The organism is Collinsella sp. TF06-26, from assembly GCF_002232035.1.
Taxonomy (GTDB): Bacteria; Actinomycetota; Coriobacteriia; order Coriobacteriales; family Coriobacteriaceae; genus Collinsella.
In genome coordinates, this window is record NZ_NKXR01000001.1 from 166,864 (window position 1) to 184,213 (window position 17,350).

The 17,350-nt window shown below is 60.3% G+C and carries 12 protein-coding genes; 11 read left to right on the top strand and 1 reads right to left on the bottom strand.

The annotated features are described in order from the left end of the window. The first annotated feature begins 98 nt into the window (after positions 1 to 98). Genes CHY22_RS00685 through CHY22_RS00725 form a run of 9 tightly spaced genes read left to right on the top strand, consistent with a single transcriptional unit; the run spans position 99 to position 12,220 of the window. Complete coding sequence (locus CHY22_RS00685) at positions 99 to 2,237, top strand: DUF4118 domain-containing protein (RefSeq protein WP_089571681.1); 2,139 nt, start codon at positions 99 to 101, stop codon at positions 2,235 to 2,237. Continuing rightward, a complete protein-coding gene (locus tag CHY22_RS00690; RefSeq protein WP_089571682.1) occupies positions 2,234 to 3,139 on the top strand; it encodes a tetratricopeptide repeat protein in 906 nt (301 codons plus the stop codon). The genes CHY22_RS00685 and CHY22_RS00690 overlap by 4 nt, the downstream gene beginning before the upstream one ends. After that, positions 3,136 to 5,016, top strand: coding sequence for a DUF2194 domain-containing protein (locus CHY22_RS00695; RefSeq protein ID WP_089571683.1), 1,881 nt, complete (start codon positions 3,136 to 3,138; stop codon positions 5,014 to 5,016). Before CHY22_RS00690 ends, CHY22_RS00695 begins: the two co-directional genes overlap by 4 nt. Next, positions 5,013 to 6,440 (top strand): GT4 family glycosyltransferase PelF, encoded by a 1,428-nt coding sequence (pelF, locus tag CHY22_RS00700; RefSeq protein ID WP_089571684.1) that lies wholly within the window; start codon positions 5,013 to 5,015, stop codon positions 6,438 to 6,440. Before CHY22_RS00695 ends, pelF begins: the two co-directional genes overlap by 4 nt. Positions 6,441 to 6,443: 3 nt before the next feature. Further along, positions 6,444 to 7,988: an exopolysaccharide Pel transporter PelG gene (pelG, locus tag CHY22_RS00705; RefSeq protein WP_089571685.1), complete on the top strand. Its 1,545-nt coding sequence runs from the start codon at positions 6,444 to 6,446 to the stop codon at positions 7,986 to 7,988. Then, the gene (locus tag CHY22_RS00710; RefSeq protein WP_089571686.1) at positions 7,978 to 9,747 is read left to right on the top strand and encodes a CotH kinase family protein; all 1,770 of its coding nucleotides are present in this window, start codon (positions 7,978 to 7,980) and stop codon (positions 9,745 to 9,747) included. Before pelG ends, CHY22_RS00710 begins: the two co-directional genes overlap by 11 nt. Further along, positions 9,734 to 10,525: a polyphosphate polymerase domain-containing protein gene (locus CHY22_RS00715; RefSeq protein ID WP_089571687.1), complete on the top strand. Its 792-nt coding sequence runs from the start codon at positions 9,734 to 9,736 to the stop codon at positions 10,523 to 10,525. Before CHY22_RS00710 ends, CHY22_RS00715 begins: the two co-directional genes overlap by 14 nt. A 3-nt stretch (positions 10,526 to 10,528) precedes the next feature. Continuing rightward, positions 10,529 to 11,194: a DUF4956 domain-containing protein gene (locus CHY22_RS00720; RefSeq protein ID WP_089571688.1), complete on the top strand. Its 666-nt coding sequence runs from the start codon at positions 10,529 to 10,531 to the stop codon at positions 11,192 to 11,194. Between the two features lie 33 nt (positions 11,195 to 11,227). After that, on the top strand, positions 11,228 to 12,220 hold the full coding sequence (locus tag CHY22_RS00725; protein WP_089571689.1) for a PLP-dependent transferase: 993 nt from the start codon (positions 11,228 to 11,230) through the stop codon (positions 12,218 to 12,220). A gap of 222 nt (positions 12,221 to 12,442) precedes the next feature. On the opposite strand, the gene CHY22_RS00730 is transcribed toward CHY22_RS00725, so the two are convergent. Beyond that, entirely contained in the window at positions 12,443 to 12,790 is a 348-nt protein-coding gene (locus tag CHY22_RS00730; RefSeq protein WP_089571690.1) for a LysR family transcriptional regulator, read from the bottom strand. Positions 12,791 to 12,983: 193 nt separating this feature from the next. Between CHY22_RS00730 and CHY22_RS00735 the strand changes: the two genes are divergently transcribed. After that, entirely contained in the window at positions 12,984 to 14,495 is a 1,512-nt protein-coding gene (locus CHY22_RS00735; protein ID WP_089571691.1) for an IMP dehydrogenase, read from the top strand. A 259-nt stretch (positions 14,496 to 14,754) separates the two neighbouring features. Then, positions 14,755 to 17,331, top strand: coding sequence for a leucine--tRNA ligase (gene leuS / locus CHY22_RS00740; protein ID WP_089571692.1), 2,577 nt, complete (start codon positions 14,755 to 14,757; stop codon positions 17,329 to 17,331). Positions 17,332 to 17,350: the final 19 nt, after the last annotated feature.

Sequence of the window (17,350 nt, forward strand, 5' to 3'; positions counted from 1 at the left end):
TTCTTAAAACAGCCTTAAAGGCGTTCCAACTCGCGTTGACAGCGTAAAATACGCATGTTTGACTATGACAGAAGTGGATTTTAGGGGAGGGGTACGCCATGGAGGTGCTGGTTGTTGGCAACACCGCATATGTTGACGATGACTTTTGCGCCAAGGCGTTCCCCGGGGACCATGTCCAGGTCGTCGCTGCCGCGGAAGCGCGCCGCGATGAGTCGTCGCCCCATGCCTCGTGGAAAGAGCTGCTCCAGCACTTGGAGCAGGCCTACGAGTTCGACCGCGTGGTCTACCTGTCTAATTACCTTACCCCGCATACCGATACCGTGGGCGATATCGAGCTGCTGCGCTCGGTCTTTCGTACGTGCGCGGGTCGTCGGGTCCAACTGCTGTATGTAGCGGGGCCCGCGGGTGCCGAGGGTGCCGCCGATGCCGCGGGGCGAACGGGCAAGGGCATTATCGCGCACGCAGCCAACGACCTGTGCCGCTACTACGCTGCTCGCGAGGGCGTGCAGACCAAGATCCTGCGCGTGCCGTTCCTGTATACCGCGTCTGCCGCGCTGGAGGACCCGTTTTTGGTGCCGCTGTTCGACGCGTGCTCAACCGGATCGGTCGCTCTGCAGGGCGCGCAGGATGCGGCGTTTCCCCTGCTGTGTGCCGAGGAGCTTGCGGTGCTGATTCGCCGCATCTTTGATAGCTGGGATGCCTCTTTTGAGACGCTCGACGTTGCCGATGCCTTCCATCACACGTCGGGTAAAGTGGGCGAGGCCCTCAAGGTGCTGTTCCCCGGCCTTGCCGTTGCCTATGGCGATTCTGCCGGCTACGCCCTGCCCACGGACGATACCGTTCGCGTGCGTTATGGCTGGTTTCAGCGCTACGACTTGCTGCGCGATCTTTCGACCATTCAAGCGCGTTGGGATGCTGGCCGCTCAAAGAAGGCCAACCCCTTGCGCGCCGCCATCGACCGTATCCAGCTGCGCACGCTGCCTATTAAATGCCTGGAGACGGGCGTTGCCTGGGTTCTGTTCGAGGTGCTGGAGCGTCTATTCTCCCAATCAGCCCAGCTCAATGTGCTCGATTATCGCCTGCTCTACGTCGTGATCATCGGCACGCTGTATGGCTTGGACTTTGGCTTGGTTGCGGCGCTGTTGGCATCGGTGGGCTTGGCCTTAAGCTACTTTACTCAATACGGCTATACCTTCCAGGGCCTGTTCTATGAGCCGTCCAACTGGCTGCCGTTTATCGCGTACTTTGTGGTGGGTGCCGTGTGCGGCTATGTGCAGCTGCGTAACAGCGAGGCCATTAGGGTGGAGCGCGACCAAAACGAGCTCGTGCGTAATCGCAATACGTTCCTCACGCAGCTCTACCACGATGCCATCGAGGACAAGCGCACATACAAGCACCAGATTGTGGGGCGTCAGGATAGCTTTGGCAAGATCTTTGCCGTGACGCAAGAGCTCGACGTGCTCAATCCGCGTGACATCCATCGCAAGTGCTGCGAGCTTCTGGGCGAGATCCTCGAGAACGATTCGGTGACGATCTACCATGTTTCGGGCGGGGCATTTGCACGCCTGGTGGCGGCAAGTCCCGCGATTGCCGAAGATGCCGCGCGTTCGCTCACGCTTGAGCAGCTTGCACCTCTTTTGGGCGACGGGGGTCGTTCGAATCTGTGGGTGAACCGCGAGCTGACGCCGGGGCTTCCCATGTTTGGATACACGATCGAGCGCGACGGGGCACCCGCCGTGTTGATCTTTGTGCGTCGCGCGGCCGAAAACCAAATGACCCTCTATTATCAAAACTTGTTCCGCATCTTGTGCGGCTTGGTCGAAAGCGCGCTGGGCCGTGCCTTTGACTATGAGGCGGTGGCACAGGATAAACGCTGCGTTGACGGCACTTGCGTGCTCAAGCAGGCGGCCTTTGGCCAAGAGCTCGCGGCGGAGCAGGCGCTGGCAGATAGCAAGATGGGGAGCTTTTTGCTCCTGCGCGTGGTGCCGGGCATGGAGCCTGTCGGCGAGCTGGTGGGCGCGATTGGTTCGGGTATCCGCGAGAACGATGCGGCGGGCCTGGTCGATGGTGACATGCTCTACCTGCTTATGCGCCAGGCAAAGGCGTGCGATCTGCCCATTATCCGCGAGCGCCTGAGCGCAAAGCAGATTGCGGTGGAGCCCGTTGACGGCGAGGACATCGTGGCGCTGCTGCAGCACATCTCTTACACCGGTGACGGTGAGGGGGGTGCCGCTTGATCTCGCTTGTCGTTGCTGCCGTCTTGCTGCTGATTCATGCGCTGATTTGCCTGATGCTGTGGACGCTCATGAAGTTGGGCCTGCTGCCGGTGCGCGGGCACATGCTGGCTGTAATAGTGCTGGTGCCGCTGTGGGGCCCGTTGCTGGTGGTTCTGCTATCGGTCCGCAGCGCGGTGTTTGGCGAGGGGCTGAAAGAGTCTGCGCTGGAGTCGCTGCGCTTCAACGACGACCTTCATCGCAGCATCCTAGTGCACGACCGTGAAGCCGATGCGGGCGTGATCCCGCTCGAGGAGGCGCTCATCGTCAACGATCCGGCAGACCGGCGTCGCCTAATGCTCTCCATGCTCACCGAGGAGCCCGAAGCGTACCTGGCGCAGCTGCAGGCGGCTAAGCTTAACGACGACGTTGAGGTGGCTCACTATGCCGCGACGGCGGTGGCGCAGATCTCCAAGGAGTCCGACCTTAAACTGCAGCAGCTGGAGCGTGCCTTTAAGACGGACCCGAGCGCGCAAAACCTCAATGAATACTGCGATTTTCTTGGTGAATACTTGGGCTCGGGCTTGGCCGAGGGGCGCGTGGCTCAGATTCAGCGCCAACAGTATGCGCGCCTGCTTGCGCGTCGCTGCGAACGCGAGGACGCCCTTGAGCTGCGCATTCGATACGCGACGGCGCTGGCCGATGCCGGACAGATCGACGAGGCGCAGGCCGTGATCGACCAGCTGGTGCTCGACGTGCCCGAGGAGCAGGAGGTTTGGATGCTTTGCCTGCGCCTGGCGGTGATGCGCCACAACGGTGACGAGGTCCACCGTGTGATCGATGCGATCGACAAACAGCATGTATACTTGAGCGCCGCCAACCGCGAGGAACTGGCGTTTTGGCGCAACGGAGAGGAGGCCCGGTGAGCGTGGTACAGCATATCCGCGACCGTGCGGGCCATTTTCGCTGGATGGGGCTGCTTGTGGTGTGGGCGGTCTTTATTGCCATGGCCGCCGTGCTGCTGGTGGAACGTGCCGGCGTGCAGTACAGTGCGGGCCAGCATAAGCTGGGGATGCTTGCCGCCAACGATGCGGTGCCGGCCTCCTCGGCGATGTTTGGCCAAAAGCCCACGTGCCTGGTCATTACCGATTCCGACCAAGCTGGCGTCGAGGACGTAAAGGAGCAGTTTGACCAGATCCTGCTCGACATGAAGATCGCGCACCGCGACGTGGACCTTGCCCTGGACGGCGTGGGTGCCATTCCCTCGCTGACCTCCTTCGATCGCGTGATTTTGCTCATGCCGTCGCTCGATGGGCTCGGTACGCACCTGAGCGACATTATGAGTTGGGTGAGTGCCGGCGGTTCGCTTATGCTCGCCATGCCTCCGGATAACTCGAGCTATTTGCAAGTGATTGCTCCCAAGCTTGGCATTGAATCGGCCGGATATGACTATGTAAAAGCCGAAAGCATTGTGCCGAGCGAGGACTTTATGCTGGGCGGGGGAGAGCGCTACGAGCTCTCGGACCCCTTTGATTCGTCGCTTTCGGTTTCGCTGCGCGAGACGGCTCGTGTGTGGGCTAAGACCGGCGATGCGGGCGCCCCGCTCATTTGGTCGAATGACTGCGGTAGCGGTCGCACCGTGGTGTGCAATATCGGTATCTATGACAAGGTCATGCGCGGTTTTTACGCCGCGGCGATCAGCCTGCTGGGCGATGCCACGGCCTATCCGGTCATCAACAGCGCCGTCTTCTATCTGGACGACTTTCCCAGCCCCGTGCCCTCGGGCGACGGCACCTACATCAAGCGCGACTACGGGCTTTCTATCGCCGACTTTTATGCCAAGGTCTGGTGGCCCGATCTGCAAAAGCTCGCGCAAAAATATGGCGTTCGCTTTACCGGTGTGATGATCGAAAACTACGAGGACGCGGTCAACCAGACCGAGCCCGCGCGCCAGGCCGATACCACGCAGTTTCGCTACTTTGGCGGTATGCTGCTGCAGATGGGCGGAGAGCTGGGTTTCCACGGCTACAACCATCAGCCGCTGGCGCTCTGGGATACCGACTATGGCACACTGTGCGACTACAAGACGTGGAAGAACAAGGAGACGCTCGTCGCATCGCTCAACGAGCTTATAGCCTTCCAAGATGAGGTGTTGCCCAACGCGCACGGCTCGGTTTACGTGCCGCCGTCAAATATCCTTTCGGTCCGTGCGCGCAAGCTTATCGGCACCGACGTTCCGCGCATTAAGACCATCGCCAGTACGTATTTTGAGGATGGCACCGACTTGCCCTACGTTCAGGAGTTTGGCGTGGCGAGCGATGGCATTGTGGAGCAGCCGCGCATTGTTTCGGGCGGCATGGTCGACGATTCCTATATGCGCTTGGCTGCCGTGTCCGAGCTAAACATGCACTATGTGAGCACGCATTTTATGCACCCGGACGACCTGCTCGATCCCGATCGCGGCGCCAAGGAGGGCTGGGAGGTCTACAAGGGCGGCCTGACCGACTACCTGGACTGGCTTAGCAAGTCTGCGCCCGACCTGCGGCGTCAGACCGGTTCGGAATGCTCGGGCGCCATCCAGCGCTTTTCGTCCGTGACGGTGAGTGTGGATACCAGTGCGGATGCCTGGACGCTCAGCCTGGGCAATTTCCACGACGAGGCGTGGCTCATGTTCCGCGCCAACAACGGCGAGCCGGGTGCAGTCACGGGTGGCGAGATTACGCATCTGACGGGCGATCTGTACCTGGTTAAAGCCACGGACAAGACGGTGACCATTGCACGCAAGGAGGGTGGCGACAGATGAGAATCTGCTTGGTACTCGAGGGTTGCTACCCCTATGTGCACGGCGGCGTATCTACCTGGATGCATGGCTATATCCAGGCCATGCCCGAGCACGAGTTTGTGCTGTGGGTGATCGGCGCGCATGCTGCCGACCGCGGCAAGTTTGTCTACGAGCTGCCCGGCAACGTGGTCGAGGTGCGCGAGGTGTTCCTGGACGATGCCCTGAGGCTTTCGGGCGAGCAACATGAAGCGAGTTTTAACGACCGTGAGCGCGAGGCGCTACGCCGTCTGGTGTCGCTCTCCAATCCGGACTGGGACGTGTTATTCGATATCTTCCGCCGCCGTCGCGTGCATCCGCTCTCGTTTTTGCAGAGCCGCACGTTTATGGATATCTTTCGCGACGTGTGCCTGGCCGAGTACCCATACACGCCCTTTGCCGATGCATTCCATACCATGCGCTCCATGCTACTGCCCGTGCTCTACCTGCTGGGCAGCGAGGTGCCGGTGGCCGATGTGTACCACGCCATCTCAACCGGCTACGGCGGCCTGCTCGCCTGCCTGGGCTCAAGCGTTCACCATGCGCCGGTGCTGCTCACCGAGCACGGCATCTATACCCGCGAACGCGAGGAAGAGATCATTCGCGCCGACTGGGTGGTGCCGTCGTTTAAGGACCGCTGGATCCGCTTTTTCTACCTGCTTTCGGAGGAGATCTACCGTCGCGCCTTTCGCGTGACGAGCCTGTTTCACAACGCCCGCAAGACGCAGATCGATATGGGCTGCGATGCGGACAAGTGCCTGGTCATCCCCAACGGCATCCAGTTCGATCGCTTTAAGGACATTCCCTTAAAGCCCGATGACGGCTGGGTGGATATTGGCGCGGTGGTGCGCCTGGCGCCCATCAAGGACGTCAAGACCATGATCTATGCCTTCTTTGAACTGCACGAGCGCCTGCCTAAGGTGCGCCTGCACATTATGGGCGGCGTGGACGACGAGGAGTACGGTGCCGAGTGTCACGCGCTGGTCGATACCCTGGGCGTGCGCGATCTGATCTTTACCGGGCGCGTCAACGTGGTCGAGTACATGGAAAAGCTCGACTTTACCATTTTGACGAGCATCTCCGAGGGCCAGCCGCTCAGCGTGCTGGAGTCGCTTGCGGCGCGCCGTCCCTGCGTGACAACCGAGGTGGGCTGCTGCCGCGAGCTGCTCGAAGGCGCCCCGGGCGATGACTTTGGCGTTGCAGGTTTTTTGACGCCGCCCATGTATCGCAAGGGCTTGGCCGATGCCATGGAGCGCATGTGCACAAGCCGTGCCCGCCGCATTGAGATGGGGGAGCGCGGCCAGCGTCGTGTTGCCACGTACTTTTTGCACGAGCAGATGCTCGCCAACTATCGCGCGCTGTACGACGAGACGGCGCGTGCGTTTGACCTGCCCAGAGAGGGGGAGTAGCCGGTGGCCGGAATCGGTTTTGAGCTCAAACGCCTGTTTAGGCGCAAGGGTCTGTTTGCCACGATGCGCGCCTATGGCTACGCCGGCATTGTGTGCACGGGCCCCATGCTGCTGGGCGTGCTGCTCCAGGTGGGTATCTTGGTGCTGTGCGGTCTGTGGGGTGTGGGCCGCGCCAACCAGGATCTGCTGGTGTGCATGGTGACCTATACGCTGCTGGCATCGCTCACGCTCACAAGCTTTTTCTCCATGCCCGTTACGCGCTTTCTGGCCGACATGCTCTTTGCCGAGCGCGAGGATGAGATCCTGCCTTCGTTTTGGGGCTCCAACGCCATCATGCTCGTTGCGGGCACCGTGCTCTACGGCGTCTTTTTGCTGTTCTCGGGCGCCACGCTGCTGCAGGGGCTGCTGTGCCTGTGGCTGTTCAACATTATGATCGTCAACTGGAACGGTATGAGCTACCTCACGGCCATCAAGGATTACCGCGGTATCCTGTGCGGCTTTGCGGCTGCCATTGGTGTGGCATGCCTGTGCGCCCTGGCCGCGCTGGCACTTGGGCTGCCGCCGGTCGAGGGCCTGTTGGCGTCAGTTGCTCTGGGCTACGGCGTCATGCTCGTCTGGGACGTGGTGCTGCTTTACCGGTATTTTCCGCAGAGTGACCGCAGCCCCTGGCTCTTTTTGCAATGGCTCGATCAGTTTATGCCGCTTGCGCTTACGGGGCTGTTTACCAACTTGGGACTTTTCGCACACCTGGTTATTATCTGGGCGGGCCCTATTGGCGTGCAGATCAAAGGCCTGTTTTACGGGGCTCCTTACCATGACGTGCCGGCACTCATTGCGTTTTTGACCACACTCGTCACGACCGTCAACTTTGTGGTGTCGGTCGAGGTCAATTTCTATCCGCGCTACCGTGACTACTACAGCCTGTTTAACGACGGCGGCGTGGTGGGCGATATTGTGGTGGCCGAGGAGGAGATGCTCTCCACGCTCAACAGCGAACTGCGCTTTTGCGCGCTCAAGCAGCTGTTTGTGACCGCGGCGGTCATTTCGCTCGAGACCACAGTGCTCTCGGCCCTGCCGCTGGGCTTTAACAACCTTATGCACGGGTATTTTCGCACGTTATGCGTAGGCTACGGCCTGTATGCCGTGGGCAACACGATCCTGCTTATCTTGCTGTACTTTACCGACTACAAGGGAGCCGTTCTGGCCTCGGGCCTGTTTGCCGGTGTGGCAGGGCTGGCGACCGCCGTGTCGTTGCTTTTGCCGCAGCAGTTTTACGGCTTTGGCTTTTTGTTGGGTGCGGTGGTGTTTTTTATCGTGGCCCTGCTGCGGCTCGATACCTATACCGCCAACTTGCCGTATCGTATCCTGAGCCAGCAGCCCATTGTGGCGACCGACAAAACGGGTCGCTTTACACAGCTGGGCCGCTTGCTCGACCGTGCCGAGCAGCGCTATGAGGAGTGCCGCCGCAAGGGCGTGCCGCACGGCGCGTTTCAGCGCGCAGTAGTTCGCGTGTATCGCAACCATTGGGGAGGTTCTGATGATCGATAAGTTGATGTCTCGCCGCTGTCTGATCGAGGCGGCTGCCGGCGCGCTGCTGCTTTCGGGCTGCTCATCTCAGGACGAATCCTCGACAAAAAAGGTCAAAAAGCAGGACAAGATTAAAAAGGCCGAGGCCTCCGACCAGTCCAAGCATCTGCGCGATAAGGACGAGCTGTACGAGGTCTATGATGACTCGGGCATTGTGACCATGTATCTGACGGTCTCTCGCGGCAACAGTTCCGAGAACACGGACCATAGCTGGGCCGAGATCAACACGTACTCGGTGTATGACTATGCCGACATGGGCGTGACGCGCTATCAGGTTATGGGCCTGCTGCAGGCGGGCGACGAAGACGGCCCGGTGGCCGGCGAGGTTGGCTATGGCGAGGACGCGCCCAATGCCACCGTGCAGGTGCGCGGCCAGACATCGAGCTCCTACACGCAAAAGAATTACAAGGTGGAGCTCAAAAAAGGCAAGGGCACCTGGCGCCAGCAGCGCGCGATTGCGCTCAACAAGCACATGGGCGAGGGTATGCGTTTTCGCAACAAGATGGCCTACGACCTTATCCGCGGAATTCCCCAGATGATGGGCCTGCGCACGCAGTTTGTGCATCTGTGGGTGTGCGACCAGACCGAAAAGTCCAACGATACCTTTGAGGACTACGGCCTGTTTACGCAGGTGGAGCAGCTCAACAAGACGGCGCTTAAGGCACATGGCCTGGATAAGAGCGGGCACCTGTACAAGGTGAACAGCTTTGATTTCCATCGCTACGAGGACACCATTAAGCTTGCCGACGATCCCGACTACAACCAGGCAAACTTCGAGGGCATGCTCGAGATTAAGGGCGATTCGGACCACACCAAGCTCATCGAGATGCTCGATGCGCTCAACGACGAATCGCAAAAGATCGATAACGTGCTCGACACCTACTTTGATACCGAGAATCTGGTCTATTGGCTGGCGTTTCAGATCCTGACGGGCAACTGCGATACTCAGAACCGTAACTGTTATCTGTACAGCCCGCTCAACTCAAATACCTGGTACTTTTTAGATTGGGATAACGACGGCATGCTGCGTAAGCTGGAGCTTTCTCTTGCCGGGTTCTCGGACTATGCGAGCTGGGAGCGCGGCGTAAGCAACTACTGGGGCAACGTGCTATTCAATCGTGCGCTGCGCAGCAAATCGTTCCGCAGTGAGCTCGACCGCGCCGTAAAGGACCTGCGCTCGTATATGACCGAGGCGCGCCTGGCCAAGATGATTAGACATTATCGCGAGGTTACCGAATCGTTGGTCTTTGCTTCGCCCGATATCGACAATCTGCCTGTCACCAAGGACCAATACGAGCAAATCGCCGCGGCGATTCCCTCCGAGATCGAGGAGAACTACAAGAGCTTTCGCGAGAGCTATAAAAAGCCCATGCCGTTCTACATTGGCGTGCCGCAGATCGATAACGGTAAGCTGCGCATTAACTGGGATGCGTCCTACGATTTTAAGGCGCGCGACATTCGCTATACCGTGGAGCTGGCGCGTGACTATGCCATCAAGGACGTGTTTTTTAAGGCCGAGGACGTGCTGCTGCCTGAGGTGACCTGCGATGCGCCCGATACCGGCCAGTATTTTGTGCGCGTGCGTGCCACCAACTCAGACGGCTATACGCAAGATGCGTTTGACTACTATGTGACCGACGACGGCAAACACTACGGCATGAAGTGTTTTTACGTGCAGGACGGTGGTAAGGTCGTGGAGGACACGTATGAGGAGGGCTAGCGCGCTGCTTGAGCGCCTTACGGCTCCGCCTGTGCGTGCCACGCAGGAGCGTTGCCGCCACGAGCTCAAATATCTCATTAACGAGGGCGAGCACGCTGCGCTTGCCTGCCGCATGGCGCCGGTTTTTAAACTGGACAAGTATGCGCGGGCGGGTGTTTACACCATTCGCAGCCTGTACTTTGACGACTACTGCAACTCGGCCTACGAGGAAAAAGACGCCGGTATTCTTATGCGAAAAAAATATCGCGTGCGCATCTATAACGGCGGCGACAAGGTGATTAAGCTCGAGCGCAAAAAGAAGTACGGCAGCTGGATCTACAAGGAGGACGCGCCACTCACGCGTGGCGAGTTTGAGCAGATTCTGGCCGGCGACTACGACTTTTTGCTGAGGAGCCCTTATCCGCTCTGTCGCGAGTTCTACATCGAGTGCATCTGCAACATGATGCGCCCGCGGACCATCGTGGACTACGAGCGTGAGCCGTGGGTGATGGACGAGGGCACCGTGCGCATTACCTTTGATAGCAACGTGCGTGCGGCGGTGGGAAGCTTTGACATCTTTGACGCGACGTTGCCCGCGTTGCCCGTGCTGGAGCCCGGCAAGCTGGTGATGGAGGTCAAGTTTACCGAGTTTTGCCCACAGCTGGTGCGCGATATGGTGCCGCCAGGTGCGGCCGAACTCACGGCGGTCTCTAAGTACTGCCTGTGTTATGACAAGACCGCCTACCTGCGCGGTTTTAACTACTGGGAATCGGATTTTGGGAACCGAGGGGATATTTAGACCATGAGCACCAGGGACTTTTTTAAGAACTCCGTCTTGGAGGCGTTTGGCCAGGTCGACCCTGCCAAGATCGGCCTTTCGCTGCTTGTGGCGCTCGCCATGGGCATCCTGATCTATTACGTGTACAAGCGCTTTTTTACCGGCGTGGTCTATTCGCGCAGTTTTGCTGTAACGCTCGTGGGCATGTGCGTGCTCACCTGCATGGTCACGCTCGCGATCTCGACGAATGTGGTCATCTCGCTCGGTATGGTCGGTGCTCTGTCTATCGTCCGCTACCGTACGGCGGTCAAGGACCCGCTCGACCTGCTGTATCTGTTTTGGGCCATTACCACGGGCATTACGGCGGGCGCCGGCATGTATGCGCTCGTAGGACTCACGGCAGTGGTGATCGTGGTGATGATCGCTGGCTTTGCGAGCCACCAGGACAAGGCGCGCGTGTACATGATGGTCATCCACTACACGGGGCAGACCACCGGCGATGATATCGTTCGCGCGTTTGGACGCACCAAGTTCACCGTCAAATCCAAGACGATGCGCGGTGACAAGGTCGAGATGGCCGTCGAGGTCTTCTCGGACGGTGTGGACATGCCCTACGCCGACGCCATCCGCGCGCTCGATGGCGTTGAGGACCTGACGCTCATCCAGTACAACGGCGAATATCACGGCTAGTTTGGTTCAGTTTTATTTAAGGGGCGGTGTCGCGTGGATGTGCAGCAGCTTGAAGAGACCTGGGCCGTAAGGGCCGGCGCACGTGAAACGTGCCTTGTTGCGGCCTCGCATGTGCCGGCGGCGCTGTCGATGCTGGGGATTGTGCAGCCCGGCGATCGCTTGGTGACCTTTGCGGACGACTTTGCCGATGCGTTTGCCTGCGGCTTTGATGGCTGCGATGTTGCGCTGGTGGGGGAGCCCGCGGCTGCGGCGTTTGCTGCTGCGTCCGAGGGCTTTGATGCTTCGTTTGATGCCGAGGGGCCGCACCTGTGGTGGTTTGTCAACTCCATCGGCGGGTTTGGCCTGCGTGTGCCCGACCTTCGCGCTCTGGGCCGCGCGGCTCGTGAGTCGCATGCGCTGCTCGTGGTTGATAACACTGTGTCGGGCGTCTTTGGGTGCAACCCGCTGCGTCTGGGCGCCGTGCTTTCGCTCGAGGCGCTCGACCGCGTGTGTGCCGGCGTTGCGCCGCGCAAGCTCGTCGCCGCTTCGGTGGCGCGCTCGCAGCTTAAGCGCCATCGCGTGGATGCCGCCGCCGAGTGTGCGCATGCGCTTCTTGCGGATTGCGGTGCGTCTGCACTCGACCTTTCTGTTAATGAGACTTGCATGCTGGAGCGGGGGCTGTCTTCGCTCGACGCTCGCATGCAGGCCCACTTCGACCGCGCCCGTGCGCTGGCCGAGTATCTGGCCGCCAACGAGATGGTACGCAACGTGCGCTATCCCGGGCTGACCTCGCATCCCGACCATGCGGTTGCAACGGGAATCCTCGAGCACGGCTTTGGCCCCGCAGTTGAGTTTGACCTTATCGAGCGTAGCGCGGGTGATCTCTTCGATGCTTTGCCGGGGGAGTTTCGCACATCGCCCGCCGGCGGCGCAACGACGCGCCTTTCGGCTCCACGCGGCAAGCAGGGGAGCACCACCCGCCTCTTCGCCGGTACCGACGATCCCCTGCAGGTGGCTGCCACTCTCGATAACGCCCTTCGCAAGTAGCTAATCGGGGTCTGTGTCACGAAAACGGCCTATTTACTACGTTTAAGCAATAGGGTTCGACCACACCCGCCTATTTTGAAAATTACCAAGCTGTTTACCAGCGGTTTCTTTTCATAATGTCCGGTATGGTCGTGGGTATTCAACTAAACGTAGTAGATGGGCCCGTTTTGTGGCGCGAGCCTCAACCCGAGGGCGCTGTGGGCTAAAAACCGCCTAAAAGGACTACTCTGCATTGATGCTGGCGATGAGGTCGTTGGCTTTGGTGGCGATGACGTTGTTGATGTCGGTCTGCAGCTCCTCGTAGACCGCTATGGCCCGCTCGCCGGCGGGGGTGAGGGTGGATCCGCGGGCGCCGTCGCGCTCGATGAGTTTGCAGCCCAGCTGACCTTCGGCCTCGTTTACGATGCGCCAGGCCTTGGAATACGCCATACCCATGCTCTTGGCGGCACGGTTGAGCGAGTGCTCGCGGGCGATACCTTGCAGCAACAAGACGCAGCCGTGGCCGAAGACGCCCGGCAGGTCTTTGTCGCACGCTTGAATGACCAACTTTGCCGTCGTCTTGTACTCCATGTGCTCCGCATCTCCCCGCTAAAGTGTTTGCTGGGTAAACGCAAAGCCTGCGTCAAACCCTCGTGTGCTCTTCTTAAATCATGCATTGTAGCAGTCAAAGTGCGTTAAGATACTTCCCCAGTATTGGGCGCCCAAGGTTGGGCTGGGTCCTATGAGGCCTGCAGCCGACCGGTCGCATGGAAAAAGGAGAAACATGGCTACGTTCTTTCCCGGTGAGTCCCACACGTTTTCGGAGTATCTGCTGGTTCCTGGCTATTCGTCCTCGCAGTGCATCCCCAACAACGTCTCTCTTAAGACGCCGCTAACCCGCTTTAAGCGCGGTGAGAAGCCGGCAATCACCCTGAACATCCCCATGGTTTCCGCCATCATGCAGTCCGTCTCGGGCGTCGACATGGGTGTCGCGCTCGCTACCGAGGGTGGCCTGTCCTTCATTTACGGTTCTCAGACCCCCGAGTCCGAGGCCGCCATGGTCAAGGCCGTCAAGGATCACAAGGCCGGCTTTGTTCAGTCCGATTCCACGCTGACCCCCGACATGACCATGGAACAGGTCATCGAGCTCAAGGAGAAGACCGGCCACTCCACCATGCCGGTCACCGACGACGGCACTCCCAAGGGCAAGCTCCTGGGCATCGTCACCAGCCGTGACTATCGCCCCAGCCGCGATGACCACCAGAAGAAGGTTTCCGAGTTCATGACCCCGCGTGAGCAGCTCATCGTGGGCGACAAGAACATCAGCCTCAAGGTTGCCAACGACGTCATTTGGGACAACAAGCTCAACGCCCTGCCGATCGTCGACGACAACGATCACCTTATGGGCATCGTCTTCCGCAAGGACTACGACAGCCACAAGACCAACCCCAACGAGCTGCTCGATAACGACAAGCGCTATATGGTCGGCGCCGGTATCAACACCCGCGACTATGCCGAGCGCGTGCCGCTGCTCATCGAGGCTGGCGCCGATGTCCTGTGCATCGACTCCTCCGAGGGCTTCAGTGAGTGGCAGAAGCGCACCATCGAGTGGATTCGCGCCAACTACGGCGAGGACGTCAAGGTCGGTGCCGGTAACGTCGTCGACGCCGAGGGCTTCCGCTTCTTGGCCGACTGCGGTGCCGACTTCATCAAGGTCGGTATCGGCGGCGGTTCCATCTGCATCACTCGCGAGACCAAGGGTATCGGTCGTGGCCAGGCCACCGCGCTGATCGACGTCTGCCGCGCCCGTGACGAGTACTACGAGGAGACCGGTGTTTACGTGCCCGTGTGCTCCGACGGCGGTATCGTATACGACTACCACATGACGCTCGCCCTTGCTATGGGTGCCGACTTTATGATGCTGGGTCGCTACTTCGCCCGCTTCGATGAGAGCCCGACCGAGCGCGTCAACGTCAACGGCCAGTACATGAAGGAGTACTGGGGCGAGGGTTCTGCGCGTGCTCGCAACTGGCAGCGCTACGACCTGGGCGGCGCGGCGAAGCTCAGCTTCGTCGAGGGCGTTGACTCCTACGTTCCCTATGCCGGTTCCCTCAAGGACGGCGTGGGCGGCACGCTCTACAAGGTCAAGTCCACGATGTGCAACTGCGGCGCCCTCTCGATCCCCGAGCTCCAGGAAAAGGCACGCCTGACCCTGGTCAGCTCCACCTCCATCGTCGAAGGCGGCGCCCACGACGTTGTCGTGAAAGACTCTCAGCAGTCTGTGTCTTATCGATAGGATAAGAGCTGCACATAAAGGTTGAGTATCAACCACGTTATTTAGATAAAGCGAGATGCCTGCAAGTCGCAGACATCTCGCTTGTTGTATTTGCTATCATCATGCGAGTCAACCTTAGGGTCGGGCGGCTTAGCTTTGTTCGCTACAAGTTCCGCACGCAAAGAAGAGCACTTAATGTGCTCTTCGTCTTGCGCAGGACTGTCCGCAGTAGCGAATAAAGCTAAGCCGACCGACCCCATTAAAGATTAAAGGAGCTGATATGTGCGATTGCACAGATCATAAGGATGAGATCCCTGCCTACGACGCGCAGGCCATTGAGTCCAAGTGGATGAAGGCCTGGGAGGACTCCAACCTCTTTGCCGTCGACACCGACGACAGCAAGCCCAAGAAGTACGTGCTCGAGATGTTTCCGTATCCGTCGGGCGACCTGCACATGGGCCACGCGCGCAACTATACCATCGGCGATGCCGTGGCCCGTCAGGCCCGCATGCGCGGCTACGATGTGCTGCACCCCATCGGCTTTGACGCCTTTGGCCTGCCTGCCGAGAACGCCGCCATCAAGCACAATACGCAGGCTGCCGCCTGGACGTATAAGAACATGGACCAGGCTCTCGCCACGATGAAGCGCATGGGCTTCTCCTACGATCTGGATCGCATGGTCAAGACCTGCAGCCCCGATTATTACCGTTGGGGCCAGTGGATCTTTGAGAAGTTGTGGGAAAAGGGCCTGGTTTACCGCAAGAAGAACCCGGTCAACTGGTGCCCCACCTGCAAGACCGTTCTGGCCAACGAGCAGGTCACCGAGGGCAAGTGCTGGCGCTGCGGCACCGAGCCCGAGAAGCGCGACCTGGAGCAGTGGTACTTCAAGATTACCGAGTACTCTCAGGAGCTGCTCGATGACCTGGAGAAGCTCCCCGGCTGGCCCGAGCGCGTCAAGCAGATGCAGGCCAACTGGATCGGTCGTTCCGAGGGCGCCGAGGTCGACTTTACCCTGTGCGACCAGGATGGCGAGCCCATCGAGGGCGACGAGGGCAAGATCACCGTCTTCACCACGCGTGCCGATACGCTCTTCGGTGTCTCCTTCTTTGTCCTGGCTCCCGAGTACGCGCGTCTGCACGAGCTCGTCGCTGGTACGGAGTACGAGGAGGCCGTGACCAAGATCGTCGAGGACTCCAAGCATATCTCCGCCGTCGAGCGTGCCCAGGGCACCCTCGAGAAGCACGGTGCCTTTACCGGCCGCTACGTGGTGAACCCGGTCAACGGCGAGAAGGTCCCCGTGTGGGTTGCCGACTACGTTGTTGCCGACTACGGCACCGGCGCCGTCATGGCCGTTCCCTGCGGTGACCAGCGCGACTTTGAGTTCGCACGCAAGTATGATTTGCCGATCGTGCCGATCATCCTGGACGATGACGACCGCGCAGCCGTCGAGGCCAGCGGCGAGACCATCGATACCTTCCATGCCGAGACCGTCGACTGGGATTGCGCCCATGCTGCCGAGGGCACGCTCGTCCAGTCCGGCAAGTACACCGGTATGCGCGGCGGCAAGCACTCCGAGGGCGAGGCTGCAATCGTTGCTGACCTCGAGGCCATGGGCTGCGGTCGTCGTAAGGTCGAGTTCCGTCTGCGCGACTGGCTCATTTCCCGCCAGCGCTATTGGGGCAACCCCATCCCGGCCATCCACTGCGAGCACTGCGGCATCGTGCCCGTGCCCGAGGACCAGCTGCCGGTAACGCTGCCCGAGAACCTGGACCTGGGCGCCGGCGAGACCCTCGCCGAGTGCAAGGAGTTCTACGAGACCACCTGCCCGGTCTGCGGCCGCCCGGCCAAGCGCGAGACCGATACCATGGACACCTTCACTTGCTCCAGCTGGTATTACCTGCGCTATACAGACCCGCACAACACCGAGCTGCCCTTCTCCCGCGAGGCCGCCGACCGTTGGATGCCCGTCGATAACTACATCGGCGGCATCGAGCACGCCATTCTGCACCTGCTCTACAGCCGCTTCTTTACCAAGGCGCTGCGCGACCTGGGCCTGCTGAGCGTGGACGAGCCCTTCACCAACCTGCTGTGCCAGGGCATGGTCAAGGACGAGAACGGCGATACCATGTCCAAGTCCAAGGGTAATGTCGTGCCCCCGAGCTCGGTCATCGAGCCCTACGGCGCCGACACCATGCGTCTGGCGATCCTGTTTATCGCCCCGCCCGAGAAGGACTTCGACTGGGATCCCAAGGCCGTCGAGGGCGCCAACCGCTTCATCAAGCGCGCCTGGCGTATCGTTTGGCAGCTCGTCCAGTCCGGCGACGCCAACGTGGCCTTCGACAAGTCCGCGCTCGACGAGGTCGCGATGAAGCTCTATCGCGAGCGTCACCGCACCATCGCCAAGTGCACCGAGGACTTCGATCGTGGCCAGTTCAACACCGCCATCTCGGCCGTCATGGAGCTCGTCAACGCGGCGAGCGCCTACCTCAACGCCACCGAGGGTGCCGCCCGCGACAAGGCGCTGTGCTACGGCGTGGCTAAGGATATCGTGAGCGTCCTTGCCCCCATCTGCCCGTTCTGGGCCGACGAACTGTGGCACGAGGCCCTCGGCTGCGAGGGCAACGCCTACACCGCCGCCTGGCCCGAGTTCGACCTGGCCGAGTCCATCGAGGATACGGTGCAGATCGTCGTCCAGGTGCTCGGCAAGGTCCGTGGCCGCATCGACGTCGCCCGCGACGCCTCCAACGAGGAGATGCAAGCTGCCGCTGAGGAAGCCGTCGCCAAGTGGCTCGAGGGCAAGACGGTCGTCAAGGCCATCTGCGTGCCCGGCAAGCTGGTCAACCTGGTGGTCAAGTAAGCGCTGCGCGTAAAGCTGA

Coding starts and splice junctions, on each gene's coding strand:
- CHY22_RS00730 (WP_089571690.1), bottom strand. CDS start 12,790: ATGGAGTACAAGACGACGGCAAAGTTGGTCATTCAAGCGTGCGACAAA.
- CHY22_RS00710 (WP_089571686.1), top strand. CDS start 7,978: ATGATCGATAAGTTGATGTCTCGCCGCTGTCTGATCGAGGCGGCTGCC.
- CHY22_RS00715 (WP_089571687.1), top strand. CDS start 9,734: ATGAGGAGGGCTAGCGCGCTGCTTGAGCGCCTTACGGCTCCGCCTGTG.
- CHY22_RS00720 (WP_089571688.1), top strand. CDS start 10,529: ATGAGCACCAGGGACTTTTTTAAGAACTCCGTCTTGGAGGCGTTTGGC.
- CHY22_RS00735 (WP_089571691.1), top strand. CDS start 12,984: ATGGCTACGTTCTTTCCCGGTGAGTCCCACACGTTTTCGGAGTATCTG.
- pelF (WP_089571684.1), top strand. CDS start 5,013: ATGAGAATCTGCTTGGTACTCGAGGGTTGCTACCCCTATGTGCACGGC.
- leuS (WP_089571692.1), top strand. CDS start 14,755: ATGTGCGATTGCACAGATCATAAGGATGAGATCCCTGCCTACGACGCG.
- CHY22_RS00685 (WP_089571681.1), top strand. CDS start 99: ATGGAGGTGCTGGTTGTTGGCAACACCGCATATGTTGACGATGACTTT.